At 43.4% G+C, this 11,789-nt stretch carries 7 protein-coding genes, 25 tRNA genes, 2 rRNA genes, 1 riboswitch and 1 other annotated feature (1 of these 36 only partly in view); of the genes, 31 read left to right on the top strand and 3 right to left on the bottom strand.

The window, feature by feature from the left end; translation table 11 throughout:
* From IGI38_RS21390 to IGI38_RS21245, 30 genes are all read left to right on the top strand, one after another.
* Positions 1-136 (top strand): 23S ribosomal RNA (locus IGI38_RS21390); it begins 2,777 nt to the left of the window's first position.
* A gap of 74 nt (positions 137-210) precedes the next feature.
* A 5S ribosomal RNA gene (rrf, locus tag IGI38_RS21385) occupies positions 211-326 on the top strand.
* Between the two features lie 8 nt (positions 327-334).
* Positions 335-407 (top strand) — tRNA-Val (locus IGI38_RS21380).
* 3 nt (positions 408-410) lie between these two features.
* A tRNA-Lys gene (locus IGI38_RS21375) sits at positions 411-483 on the top strand.
* A gap of 9 nt (positions 484-492) precedes the next feature.
* Positions 493-574: transfer RNA gene (locus tag IGI38_RS21370), tRNA-Leu, on the top strand.
* A 19-nt stretch (positions 575-593) separates the two neighbouring features.
* A tRNA-Thr gene (locus IGI38_RS21365) sits at positions 594-666 on the top strand.
* 4 nt (positions 667-670) lie between these two features.
* Positions 671-742: transfer RNA gene (locus IGI38_RS21360), tRNA-Gly, on the top strand.
* Positions 743-766: 24 nt separating this feature from the next.
* A tRNA-Leu gene (locus IGI38_RS21355) sits at positions 767-852 on the top strand.
* Between the two features lie 12 nt (positions 853-864).
* Positions 865-938 (top strand) — tRNA-Arg (locus IGI38_RS21350).
* A gap of 3 nt (positions 939-941) precedes the next feature.
* A tRNA-Pro gene (locus IGI38_RS21345) sits at positions 942-1,015 on the top strand.
* Positions 1,016-1,030: 15 nt separating this feature from the next.
* A tRNA-Ala gene (locus IGI38_RS21340) sits at positions 1,031-1,103 on the top strand.
* A gap of 13 nt (positions 1,104-1,116) precedes the next feature.
* Positions 1,117-1,190 (top strand) — tRNA-Met (locus tag IGI38_RS21335).
* A 14-nt stretch (positions 1,191-1,204) separates the two neighbouring features.
* Positions 1,205-1,278 (top strand) — tRNA-Ile (locus IGI38_RS21330).
* A 14-nt stretch (positions 1,279-1,292) separates the two neighbouring features.
* Positions 1,293-1,382: transfer RNA gene (locus IGI38_RS21325), tRNA-Ser, on the top strand.
* Positions 1,383-1,396: 14 nt separating this feature from the next.
* Positions 1,397-1,470, top strand: a tRNA-Met gene (locus tag IGI38_RS21320).
* An 18-nt stretch (positions 1,471-1,488) separates the two neighbouring features.
* A tRNA-Asp gene (locus IGI38_RS21315) sits at positions 1,489-1,564 on the top strand.
* 1 nt (position 1,565) lies between these two features.
* A tRNA-Gly gene (locus tag IGI38_RS21310) sits at positions 1,566-1,636 on the top strand.
* A gap of 14 nt (positions 1,637-1,650) precedes the next feature.
* Positions 1,651-1,724, top strand: a tRNA-Ile gene (locus IGI38_RS21305).
* A 10-nt stretch (positions 1,725-1,734) separates the two neighbouring features.
* Positions 1,735-1,806: transfer RNA gene (locus tag IGI38_RS21300), tRNA-Glu, on the top strand.
* Between the two features lie 12 nt (positions 1,807-1,818).
* Positions 1,819-1,908: transfer RNA gene (locus tag IGI38_RS21295), tRNA-Ser, on the top strand.
* A gap of 14 nt (positions 1,909-1,922) precedes the next feature.
* A tRNA-Met gene (locus IGI38_RS21290) sits at positions 1,923-1,996 on the top strand.
* A gap of 18 nt (positions 1,997-2,014) precedes the next feature.
* Positions 2,015-2,087: transfer RNA gene (locus IGI38_RS21285), tRNA-Asp, on the top strand.
* 5 nt (positions 2,088-2,092) lie between these two features.
* A tRNA-Phe gene (locus IGI38_RS21280) sits at positions 2,093-2,165 on the top strand.
* 8 nt (positions 2,166-2,173) lie between these two features.
* Positions 2,174-2,244, top strand: a tRNA-Gly gene (locus IGI38_RS21275).
* Positions 2,245-2,258: 14 nt separating this feature from the next.
* Positions 2,259-2,332 (top strand) — tRNA-Ile (locus tag IGI38_RS21270).
* Positions 2,333-2,353: 21 nt separating this feature from the next.
* A tRNA-Ser gene (locus IGI38_RS21265) sits at positions 2,354-2,441 on the top strand.
* Positions 2,442-2,456: 15 nt separating this feature from the next.
* Positions 2,457-2,528: transfer RNA gene (locus IGI38_RS21260), tRNA-Glu, on the top strand.
* Positions 2,529-2,642: 114 nt separating this feature from the next.
* A riboswitch (SMK box riboswitch) is annotated at positions 2,643-2,726 on the top strand.
* Complete coding sequence (metK, locus tag IGI38_RS21255; RefSeq protein WP_438733921.1) at positions 2,724-3,914, top strand: methionine adenosyltransferase; 1,191 nt, start codon at positions 2,724-2,726, stop codon at positions 3,912-3,914. Its footprint overlaps the riboswitch before it by 3 nt.
* A 173-nt stretch (positions 3,915-4,087) precedes the next feature.
* Positions 4,088-5,566 carry an MDR family MFS transporter gene (locus IGI38_RS21250; RefSeq protein ID WP_438733920.1) on the top strand — a complete coding sequence of 493 codons (1,479 nt, stop codon included), beginning with the start codon at positions 4,088-4,090 and terminating at the stop codon, positions 5,564-5,566.
* 22 nt (positions 5,567-5,588) lie between these two features.
* On the top strand, positions 5,589-6,377 hold the full coding sequence (locus IGI38_RS21245; RefSeq protein WP_438733919.1) for an alpha/beta hydrolase: 789 nt from the start codon (positions 5,589-5,591) through the stop codon (positions 6,375-6,377).
* Positions 6,378-6,383: 6 nt separating this feature from the next.
* On the opposite strand, the gene IGI38_RS21240 is transcribed toward IGI38_RS21245, so the two are convergent.
* From IGI38_RS21240 to IGI38_RS21230, 3 genes are read right to left on the bottom strand one after another with little or no spacing between them, the layout of a single operon-like run.
* Entirely contained in the window at positions 6,384-6,947 is a 564-nt protein-coding gene (locus IGI38_RS21240) for a class I SAM-dependent methyltransferase (RefSeq protein WP_438733918.1), read from the bottom strand.
* Entirely contained in the window at positions 6,922-7,902 is a 981-nt protein-coding gene (locus tag IGI38_RS21235) for a TIGR01212 family radical SAM protein (protein ID WP_438733917.1), read from the bottom strand. The genes IGI38_RS21240 and IGI38_RS21235 overlap by 26 nt, the downstream gene beginning before the upstream one ends.
* A complete protein-coding gene (locus IGI38_RS21230; protein WP_438733916.1) occupies positions 7,903-8,559 on the bottom strand; it encodes a phosphatase PAP2 family protein in 657 nt (218 codons plus the stop codon).
* A 137-nt stretch (positions 8,560-8,696) separates the two neighbouring features.
* Positions 8,697-8,892, top strand: a binding site (T-box leader).
* 344 nt (positions 8,893-9,236) lie between these two features.
* On the opposite strand from IGI38_RS21230, the gene leuS reads away from it, so the two are divergent.
* On the top strand, positions 9,237-11,750 hold the full coding sequence (gene leuS / locus IGI38_RS21225) for a leucine--tRNA ligase (protein WP_438733915.1): 2,514 nt from the start codon (positions 9,237-9,239) through the stop codon (positions 11,748-11,750).
* Positions 11,751-11,789: the final 39 nt, after the last annotated feature.

Raw genomic sequence — 11,789 nt, 5'->3', positions numbered from 1 at the left:
AGCCCACCTCAAGATGAGATTTCCCATTTCTTTAAGAAAGTAAGATCCCTGAGAGAAGATCAGGTAGATAGGTCAGGAGTGGAAGTGCAGTGATGTACGGAGCGGACTGATACTAATCGATCGAGGACTTAACCAAAATAAAATTGATTCAAGGTAGTTTAAAGGTTTCTGATCCAGTTTTGAGTGAACGAAGTTTACTCAAACAACAAGTGTGGTGGCGATAGCGGGAAGGATACACCTGTTCCCATGTCGAACACAGAAGTTAAGCTTCTTAGCGCCGATTGTAGTGAGGGGTTGCCCCTTGTGAGATTAGGACGTCGCCACGCGAACTTATGGGGGTTTAGCTCAGCTGGGAGAGCATCTGCCTTACAAGCAGAGGGTCAGCGGTTCGAACCCGTTAACCCCCATTTGAGCCGTTAGCTCAGTTGGTAGAGCATCTGACTTTTAATCAGAGGGTCACTGGTTCGAGCCCAGTACGGCTCATAAGTATATGCGGGTGTGGCGGAATTGGCAGACGCACTAGATTTAGGATCTAGCGCCTTACGGCGTGGGGGTTCAAGTCCCTTCACCCGCATTTCTAATATTATTTAGTTGCCGGCTTAGCTCAGTTGGTAGAGCATCTGATTTGTAATCAGAGGGTCGAGGGTTCAAGTCCTTTAGCCGGCATCGCGCGGAAATAGCTCAGTGGTAGAGCACCACCTTGCCAAGGTGGGGGTCGCGGGTTCGAACCCCGTTTTCCGCTTTCCTGAAGACCAGGGGAAGAAACGCCGGGGTGGCGGAACTGGCAGACGCACAGGACTTAAAATCCTGCGGTGAGTGATCACCGTACCGGTTCGATTCCGGTCCTCGGCATTAATAAAATACGCACCCGTAGCTCAATTGGATAGAGTACTTGACTACGAATCAAGGGGTTAGAGGTTCGAGTCCTCTCGGGTGCATTTCGGGAAGTAGCTCAGCTTGGTAGAGTACTTGGTTTGGGACCAAGGTGTCGCAGGTTCGAATCCTGTCTTCCCGATAGAAACAAAATTATGGGGCCTTAGCTCAGCTGGGAGAGCGCCTGCTTTGCACGCAGGAGGTCAGCGGTTCGATCCCGCTAGGCTCCATTTTTATTATTTACGCGGTGTAGCTCAGCTGGCTAGAGCGTCCGGTTCATACCCGGGAGGTCGGGGGTTCGATCCCCTCCGCCGCGATTTCATTCGAGCCAGGACCTTTAGCTCAGTTGGTTAGAGCAGACGGCTCATAACCGTCCGGTCGTAGGTTCGAGTCCTACAAGGTCCATAGTGACTCTTTACGGAGGATTACCCAAGTCCGGCTGAAGGGAACGGTCTTGAAAACCGTCAGGCGGGTAAAACCGTGCAAGGGTTCGAATCCCTTATCCTCCTTTTACTAATATTATCGCGGGATGGAGCAGTCTGGTAGCTCGTCGGGCTCATAACCCGAAGGTCGTAGGTTCAAATCCTGCTCCCGCAATTAAAAACTAAAAAATACGGTTCCGTGGTGTAGGGGTTAACATGCCTGCCTGTCACGCAGGAGATCGCGGGTTCAAATCCCGTCGGGACCGCCACGCGGGTGTAGTTTAGTGGTAAAACCACAGCCTTCCAAGCTGTTGTCGCGAGTTCGATTCTCGTCACCCGCTTTAGTTTTTAAGAAGGGCCTATAGCTCAGCTGGTTAGAGCGCACGCCTGATAAGCGTGAGGTCGATGGTTCGAGTCCATTTAGGCCCATTAAAATCATGGCCCGTTGGTCAAGCGGTTAAGACACCGCCCTTTCACGGCGGTAACACGGGTTCGAGTCCCGTACGGGTCATTATTTTTATTCGGAGGATTACCCAAGTCCGGCTGAAGGGAACGGTCTTGAAAACCGTCAGGCGGGTAAAACCGTGCAAGGGTTCGAATCCCTTATCCTCCTTTTACTAATATTATCGCGGGATGGAGCAGTCTGGTAGCTCGTCGGGCTCATAACCCGAAGGTCGTAGGTTCAAATCCTGCTCCCGCAATTAAAAACTAAAAAATACGGTTCCGTGGTGTAGGGGTTAACATGCCTGCCTGTCACGCAGGAGATCGCGGGTTCAAATCCCGTCGGGACCGCTTCTGGCTCGGTAGCTCAGTTGGTAGAGCAATGGATTGAAGCTCCATGTGTCGGCAGTTCGATTCTGTCCCGCGCCATCAGAGTTGCGGGTGTAGTTTAGTGGTAAAACCACAGCCTTCCAAGCTGTTGTCGCGAGTTCGATTCTCGTCACCCGCTTTAGTTTTTAAGAAGGGCCTATAGCTCAGCTGGTTAGAGCGCACGCCTGATAAGCGTGAGGTCGATGGTTCGAGTCCATTTAGGCCCATTAAAAATCTTTTTGGTTTTTGGGGAAGTACTCAAGTGGCTGAAGAGGCGCCCCTGCTAAGGGTGTAGGTCGGGAAACCGGCGCGAGGGTTCAAATCCCTCCTTCTCCGTTTTTTTATTGTTATGGCCCGTTGGTCAAGCGGTTAAGACACCGCCCTTTCACGGCGGTAACACGGGTTCGAGTCCCGTACGGGTCATCAAGAGACGTTTACGAACGTCTCTTTTTTTGTATCCTAATCGAAGCTTTTCATAAATTTTCAGATTTATTGATGGATTTAATAGTGACAGATGCTATTTTTCTGTTATAATCGAGTCGTTGCAAGTTCCCGATAGGTTCTGGAAAAGCCCAGAGATTCCTTGTAACCGAATAAAAATTAGGGGGAATATTTATAATGGAAGAACGTCGTTTATTTACATCTGAATCAGTTTCAGAAGGACATCCGGATAAGGTTGCTGATCAAATCAGTGACGCGATTTTGGATGCTATTTTGGAAAAGGATCCGAAAGCCAGAGTTGCATGTGAAACATCTGTAACGACTGGGCTTGTTTTAGTTTTTGGAGAAATATCTACCTCAGCATATGTAGATATCCAAAAAGTTGTGCGTGAGACGATCAAACGTATTGGGTACACAGAATCAAAATTTGGTTTTGATGGAGACAATGTGGCTGTTTTGGTCGCTATTGATGAACAATCACCCGACATCGCGCAGGGTGTGGATGATGCATTAGAAACTCGTGGTAAAGAAGAATTATTGGATGATATCGGTGCTGGAGATCAAGGACTTATGTTTGGTTTCGCGGTGAATGAAACACCTGAATTGATGCCGTTGCCTATTTCATTAAGTCACCACTTAGTGAAACGTTTGGCTGATTTACGTAAATCTGGCGAAGTGGCTTATTTTGGACCGGATGCAAAATCTCAAGTAACAGTTGAATATGATGAAAATGGGAAACCGTTGCGTGTGGATACTGTTGTTATCAGTACTCAACACAATGATGCTGCTGATAATGAGACGATCCAAAAAGATGTAATGGAAAAAGTGATCAAACACGAAATTCCAGCTGAATTATTAGATGAGAAAACGAAATACTTTATTAATCCAACAGGCCGTTTTGTGATTGGTGGACCTCAGGGTGATGCCGGTCTGACTGGACGTAAAATTATTGTTGATACTTACGGCGGATACTCACGTCACGGCGGTGGAGCTTTTTCTGGTAAGGATGCAACCAAAGTAGATCGTTCAGCCTCTTATGCTGCACGTTACATCGCTAAAAATATTGTGGCTGCCGACTTAGCTGAAAAAGTTGAAGTTCAACTGGCTTACGCGATTGGCGTGGCTCAACCGGTTTCTATTTCAGTGAATACGTTTGGAACTGCGAGTGTTTCAGAAGAAGCATTGATTGGTGCGATTCGTGAAAACTTTGACTTGCGTCCAGCGGGAATTATTGAGATGCTTGATCTGTTGCGCCCAATTTATAGTGATACAGCTGCTTATGGTCATTTTGGCCGGACTGATGTTGATCTGCCTTGGGAGCATATAGACAAAGTAGCTGCATTGAAAAAAAGTTTGAATTTAGCATAAATCGTACAGACATAAAATTATTTATGGAGTTCACGAGGCGGTTTCTATTGATTAGTGATCAATAGAATCGTCTTTTTTTGTCTAATGATAGATCATTTGATTGTCTGTTTGCAGTGTAAATAGAAGAATTATTCAGTGTAACTAGAGAATTTGGAACGATTATGGAGGGAAAGATGAAGAGAAAAACGAATGTGAAGGTCGTGACCGCAGGGATTTTTATCGCGACATTTATGTCTGCAATTGAAGGAACAATTGTAACGACAGCTATGCCGACGATTGTTGGCAGTTTACAGGGTATTGAAATAATGAATTGGGTTTTTTCGATTTACTTATTAACGAATGCGATGATCACACCTATTTACGGCAAACTGGCAGATAAAATCGGTAGAAAACCGATTTTTATTGTAGGAATTATTTTGTTTGTAGTAGGTTCAGCGTTGTGTGGGATGTCTAATGAAATGCTGACGTTGATCATTGCTCGAGGAATCCAAGGGATTGGTGCTGGAGCGATCATTCCGGTATCGTTGACAATCATTGCGGATTTATATGATATTGAAAAACGAGCTAAGGTTTTAGGGTTAACGAGTGCTGCTTGGGGTGTCGCGAGTGTTTTTGGCCCCTTGGCTGGCGGACTGATTGTAGATACGGTAGGCTGGCATTGGATTTTCTTTATTAATGTACCGATTGGTTTGGGCTTGATTGGATTATTGCAATATTTTTTTGTGGAAGAGAAGAAGGTGCACCAAGCGAAGAAAATGGATATCTTCGGTAGCTTGTTTCTTATGCTGACTTTGGTAAGTTTATTGTTGGGTTTCCAGCTTTTAGGTGATGGAGGAATATCGATACTAGTCATTTTTTTGTTTGGATTAAGTATTTTTTCATTAGGCTTGTTCATTCGAACGGAAAAACGAGCAGAGGATCCGGTAATCAATTTGAAATTATTCAGCAATCAGACATTTGCTAGCGTAAATATCGTTGCTGCTTTGATCAGCGGTTTTTTGATGGGGTTGGATGTTTATATTCCAATGTGGATGCAGGGAGTATTAGGAAAACCAGCGGGAATCGGCGGCTTGGTATTGGCTCCGATGTCGATTGTTTGGATGTACGGTTCTTTTTTATCCGGACAATTATTACGCAAGTATCCGGCAAAACGAATTATTATTATTGGTTTGTTCATTATTTTAGCAGGTGGCGGAACGTTATTGGCATTGCCGCAACAGAGTCCTTTTTGGCTATTCTTTATTATTACAGGTGTTTTAGGTGTCGGTTACGGATTGGCTGTTACGACTACGACGGTAGAGGCCCAAGCCAGTGTACCAAAAGAAGAGGTTGGTGTAGCTACGTCCTTTAATACCTTGTCTCGGACGATTGGACAGACAGTCATGGTTTCAATTTTTGGCATCATCCTAAATATCGCGAATGGTCAGCAGTTGGTTAGGGCTGGAATCGCTGATTTGGATATCATGAATCGTTTGATCAATCCTCATACAGCTTTACAGATCGAATCTGGCTTGCGAATAGAGCTACGAAAAATTCTCTTTGACAGCTTGCATTGGGTATATTTTGCGGGGTTGCTATTAATTATTTTCGCACTAGTTTTCAGCTTTATGGTTGGCAAACAATCGAGAAGTGTTAAACTAAACGAAGAATAATAGAACTGGAGGCTCAAACTGAATGGCTTTTTTACAAGTGAATGTGTATTCGAATATTTTACAAATGGAAGTGGCGATGAACGTAATTTTGCCGCAAACGACACATAAAAAAATAGGGACCGAGACCGTTGGCGTGACGAATGATGTGCCTGTCTTGTATTTGTTGCATGGTATGGGCGGAAATCATAGTGTTTGGGAGCGCCGTACATCGGTTGAAAGGTATGTGTCTGAATATCAGATGGCCGTAGTGATGCCTTCGACGGATCTTGGTTTTTATACTGATACGACTTATGATATGAAGTATTGGACCTTTGTTTCTGAAGAATTACCGACAATCGTTCATGAGTTGTTTCCTCAAATTACTTGCAAACGGGAGAAAACTTTCGCGGCGGGCTTATCGATGGGCGGCTATGGCGCATTGAAGTTAGGATTGGCGAAGCCAGAGAAGTTTGCGGCGGTCGCTTCATTATCCGGAGCAGTTGTTTTGGCTGATGTGGAAAGTCTGTTGTTGGTGCGTAACGAGGCCTATTGGCAAGGGATTTTTGGGCCGCTTGATCACATTCAAGGATCAGAAAATGATCCGCTATATTTACTTGATAAATTAGTAGATAGCGGCAAGTCTGCACCACGCTTTTTCTTTGCCTGCGGGACAGAGGATGAGTTATATCCGGCTAGTCAATACATGGCTCATAAGATGAAACAAAAAAAGCTCGATGTGACCTTTGAAGATGGACCGGGAAAACATGATTGGGTATTCTGGGACACTTGGATCAAGCGTGTATTGGAATGGTTTAATGAAAAGAACGACTGATTTCAATCAGTCGTTCTTTTTTTCTACACATAATAAAATTGGCGGATTATTTTTTTGATTAATAAATTGATAGTTCAAAACGCTAAAATTTTCTTGCGGCAGGTCTTGGCAAAAATGCAGGACGTCGTTCTTTTCAGTTTCTCCACCTTCATGACCATAATAAATGACAATAATCATACGCCCACCAACGGTCAAGCGTTTCAAAATAGCAGTCATGGCTTGTTTGGTTGTTTCTGGCAGGGTGATAATTTGTTTGTTGCTTTTTGGCAAATAACCGAGATTGAAAATCGCAGCTCGGATTGGTTGATCAACAGAAATATTTTCTTCAATCGTTTCATGTCCGGCCAGGAATAGTGTCGAGCGTTTTGCGTAATCCGCTAATTTTTCACGGGTATTTTGAACAGCTTGCTCTTGAATATCAAAGGCATAAACATGGCCTGTTGCCCCGACTAATTCTGCTAAAAAGAGAGTGTCATTGCCATTTCCCATCGTAGCATCAATGACGTAGTCTCCTTCAGTTACGATCTCTTTTAATAGTTGATGGCTATATCGCAGAGCTGTTTGCAGCATGGCCAAATTCCTTTCTTAAAGCAAATTTGCCTTGATAAGAATCGCGGCGAATCAATTCTTGATCGATCGCATTTAGTACTTCCCATTTTTTTAAGCTCCACATTGGCCCAATCAAGGAATCCCACGGCGCGTCACCTGTCAAACGATGGATGATGATGTCTTGGGGGATCATCTCCAGCTGATCGCAAATGACAGAAACGTACTCCTCTTTACTCATTAATTGCAAACGGCCTTCGGCATAATCTCTCAGCATCTTTGTATTGCGCATTAAATGCAACAGATGCAGCTTGATTCCTTGCACATCAGAGTCTAAAATCGTCCGGCGAACATTTTCACGCATCATTTCTAACGATTCCCCAGGAAGTCCGTTAATCAAGTGCGTACAGGCGTTGATATCATGTTTACGCAGGCGGGCCACAGCATCGGTGTAAGTTGAATAATCATGAGCTCGATTGATTTTATCACTTGTAGACTCATAGGTTGTTTGCAACCCTAGCTCTACCCACAGATACAGTCGTTGGTTGAGCTCGGCTAAATAGTCTACGACATCTGGCGGCAGACAATCTGGTCGAGTGCCGACAGACAATCCAACGACACCAGGAAGGTTGACGACTTGTTCAAATCGTTCACGAATTACTTCTACTGGTGCATGGGTGTTAGTAAAGTTTTGGAAATAGACGATGTATTGTTCCACATGAGACCATTTTTGATGCATCATATCGATTTCCTTCTGGAATTGCTGGGGCAATGGATCACTTGGTGCGACGATCATATCGCCGGAACCAGAGACACTGCAAAAGGTACAGCCGCCATGTGCGACTGTTCCATCACGATTGGGGCAATCAAAACCGCCATCAACAGGAACTTTGAAGATTTTTCCACCAAACTGCTGCCGCAATGCGTAATTCCATGAATGATAGCGTTTGGTTTCATCATCACTGTATTGAAAGGTCATTTATTTTCTCCTAATTGCTTTTAGATCATAAGCTAATTTTTTCTGTTTGTAATAGGGGTAGGTAAATAATAGCCAACTGCTTCCCAAAAGGACTCCGCCAAGAACATCACTGGGGTAATGAACACCAAGATAGATCCGACTGATTACGATACTAAAGATCAATAAACCGACAATAATCTGGGCAATCAGCCGCGATGCTTTTTCCTTAAAGAACAAAGCCATGACAAAAATCAAGGTTCCGTATAGCAAGGTGCTGGCTGTGGCATGTCCACTGGGAAAGCTAAAACTGTGTTCCGTTACCATGTGGGGCAGAATTGTAGGTCGTGCCCGATGGAAGAAAAGCTTCAGCAGATGATTACCGATGCCACTAACTAGAGCCATACTGGAAGCTAGCCAAAGTGCCGTAATTTTTTGTTTATTGAAATAAAACAAACCGACAAAAACAATGGATAGGATGACAACAGTGATAGGATTAGCAAATTTTGTCACCCATAAAAAGTAGCCGTTCATCTGCGGATAGAGTTGATGGATCGCATGGATGGCCCCGCGATCAAAACCGGATAATGTTTCCGGGTAAAAACGGACGATGTAACACAATGCTGCAAAAAAAAGCAAAGTGAAACTGCCGATTAATTGGTAAATTGATTTATTTTTCATTATTCTCTCTGATTCATCCCTTCTAAACAGAAATATTATATCATGTTTCGGTCATGGTACAATTTTTTCCAAGATTTCTTAAGGGGAATTCAATTGAATTCTATTTTGGAATCTGCTAAGATGAAACTACTTTGAATATTACTGCCCAGAAGAGGAGTAGTAGAAACGAACGCATTTCAGAGAGCGCGCGGTGCTGTGAGCGTGTATGCGGAAGGTTCGAACTTACCTTGGAGCATGATCGTATGATCCGGTTGAAGACCGTTATTTCTTTTGAGGTCTGCCATTTATCTGGCAGATAAAAATAGGTGGTACCACGTTGATAACGTCCTATGAGAGCTCCCTTTTGAGCTTTCGTAGGGCTTTTTTTGTCAGTTCTACTTCTTTCTTCAGCAAGTTAATAGAATGATCGGCGTGATGATAGTAGGACCATTTTTCCGCTTCTTGGAAAAATGTTTTATTCTTTTGAATTAGCTGCTAGTCCAACTTTTCGTAGTGAGTCAAGGTGTGTGGTGTATTATAAAATTTAAGATATATTGTTAGTAAAAGAAGTATAGTTAGATAGTATGCGTACAAAAATAGGTAGAAATTTTCTACAAATTGGCTTTTAGTTTCAATTTAGAATCTTTAGCTATAGTATTAACGTAATCAAAATAAGTTCATATATTAGGAGGAGCAACATGAGTTACGAGCACAAGGCGATTGAAAAAAAATGGCAAAAATATTGGGCGAAGCACAACGTTTTTAATACCCAAGATGATCCTGAGAAACCAAAATTTTATGCATTAGATATGTTTCCTTATCCATCTGGACAAGGATTGCACGTTGGTCACCCGGAAGGTTATACAGCAACTGACGTGATTTCACGGATGAAACGGGCGCAAGGCTACAATGTTTTGCATCCGATGGGTTGGGATGCTTTTGGGTTGCCGGCAGAACAATATGCGTTGGATACGGGAAATGATCCGGCTGAATTTACTAAGAAAAATATCGAAACTTTCAAACGTCAAATCAACTCATTAGGATTTAGTTATGACTGGAATCGTGAATTAAATACGACAGATCCGGAATATTATAAATGGACACAATGGATCTTTGAACAAATGTATGAGAAAGGTTTAGCCTATGAAGCCGAAGTGCCTGTTAACTGGGTCCCTGAATTAGGAACGGTGATTTCTAATGAAGAAGTGATCGATGGCAAGAGCGAGCGGGGCGGCTATGATGTTATTCGCAAGCCAATGCGTCAATGGATGCTTAAAATCACTGCGTATGCAGATCGATTGCTGGATGATCTAGAAACAGTTGACTGGCCTGAAAGTATCAAAGAAATGCAACGGAATTGGATCGGCCGTTCGATCGGTGCGAATGTCAGCTTCAAAATCGAAGGCAATGATGAAACATTTACGGTCTTCACCACACGTCCGGATACATTATTTGGTGCGACTTATGCGGTATTGGCACCGGAGTTAGAATTGGTACAAAAAATTACTACACCTGAACAGAAAACAGCGGTAGAGGCTTATATTGATGAAGCTTCGAAAAAATCTGAATTGAATCGAACAGATTTAGCGAAAGAAAAAACTGGGGTCTTCACAGGAGCCTACGCGATTAATCCTGCAAACGGCGAAAAAATGCCGATCTGGATTGGGGATTATGTGTTGGCTTCATATGGAACGGGTGCTATCATGGCGGTTCCTGCCCATGACGAACGAGATTATGAATTTGCAAAAACATTTGGGTTACCGATTATTCCTGTACTCGAGGGCGGCGATGTAGAGAAAGAAGCGTTCACTGGCGATGGTCTCCACATCAATTCCGATTTCTTGGATGGTTTGAACAAGCAAGATGCGATCGATAAAATGGTTCCTTGGTTGGAAGAAAACGGCTATGGTAAAAAAGAAATCAGTTATCGTTTGCGTGACTGGTTATTCTCTCGCCAACGTTATTGGGGCGAACCAATTCCTGTAATTCATTGGGAAGATGGTACGACTGGTCTAGTTCCAGATTATGAGTTGCCATTGGAATTACCGAAAACAACCGATATCAAACCAAGCGGCACGGGAGAATCACCATTAGCCAATATCGAAGACTGGGTTAATGTAGTCGACCCAATTACGGGTAAGAAGGGTCGTCGTGAAACCAATACAATGCCGCAATGGGCAGGTAGCTCATGGTATTACCTGCGTTTTATCGACCCGCATAATAAAGAAGCATTAGCGGATTATGATAAATTGAAACGCTGGATGCCAGTTGATCTTTATATCGGCGGAGCAGAGCATGCGGTGCTACATTTATTGTATGTTCGTTTCTGGCATAAATTCTTGTATGACATCGGTGTGGTGCCAACAAATGAACCATTCCAAAAGCTATACAATCAAGGCATGATCTTGGGACAAAGCTTCCGTGACAGCCGCGGCGCTCTAGTACCGACAAATAAGGTAGAAAAACGTGATGGCAAATGGTTTAGCGTCGAAACGGGTGAAGAATTAGAAGAAGCTCCAGCGAAAATGAGTAAATCTTTGAAAAACGTCGTCAATCCGGATGATGTGGTTGAAAAATATGGTGCGGATACTTTACGGATGTACGAAATGTTCATGGGGCCATTAGATGCGTCAATCGCTTGGAGTGAAAACGGCCTGGAGGGTTCACGGAAATTCTTGGATCGTGTATGGCGTCTGATCGTTGACGAAGATGGCAAGATGCGTGATCATATTACGACGTTCAATGATGGTTCATTGACGAAAGTCTATAACCAAACCGTTAAAAAAGTAACGGAAGATATGGAACATCTGCATTTGAATACGGCTATTTCACAATTGATGGTCTTTGTAAATGATGCCTATAAAGCTGAAGCGTTGACTTATGAATACGTGGAAGGATTCGTACAGTTACTTGCTCCAATTGCACCGCATATCGCAGAAGAACTTTGGGCGATTTTGGGACACGAAGGCGGGATCTCTCACGTAGCTTGGCCAACATATGATGAAGAAGCATTGGTTGAAAACGAGATTGAAGTAATTTTGCAGGTTAACGGTAAAGTTCGTTCAAAAGTAATGGTTGCTGTGGATTTAGCTAAAGATGAGTTGGAAAAACTTGCGATGGCTGATGAGCATATCCAACGAAATATTGAAGGAAAAACAGTGCGCAAAGTAATCGTAGTACCCAATAAATTAGTCAATATCGTAGCAAATTAAGCTAACTAAGATGTCTCGCAATTTCTGCGAGGCATTTTT

Source organism: Enterococcus sp. AZ128 (assembly GCF_051714485.1).
Taxonomy (GTDB): domain Bacteria; phylum Bacillota; class Bacilli; order Lactobacillales; family Enterococcaceae; genus Enterococcus_A.
Note: the sequence above shows the minus strand (reverse complement) of the source record. Positions and strands in the feature narration are given on the sequence as shown.

Coding starts and splice junctions, on each gene's coding strand:
- metK (WP_438733921.1), top strand. CDS start 2,724: ATGGAAGAACGTCGTTTATTTACATCTGAATCAGTTTCAGAAGGACAT.
- IGI38_RS21250 (WP_438733920.1), top strand. CDS start 4,088: ATGAAGAGAAAAACGAATGTGAAGGTCGTGACCGCAGGGATTTTTATC.
- IGI38_RS21245 (WP_438733919.1), top strand. CDS start 5,589: ATGGCTTTTTTACAAGTGAATGTGTATTCGAATATTTTACAAATGGAA.
- IGI38_RS21240 (WP_438733918.1), bottom strand. CDS start 6,947: ATGCTGCAAACAGCTCTGCGATATAGCCATCAACTATTAAAAGAGATC.
- IGI38_RS21235 (WP_438733917.1), bottom strand. CDS start 7,902: ATGACCTTTCAATACAGTGATGATGAAACCAAACGCTATCATTCATGG.
- IGI38_RS21230 (WP_438733916.1), bottom strand. CDS start 8,559: ATGAAAAATAAATCAATTTACCAATTAATCGGCAGTTTCACTTTGCTT.
- leuS (WP_438733915.1), top strand. CDS start 9,237: ATGAGTTACGAGCACAAGGCGATTGAAAAAAAATGGCAAAAATATTGG.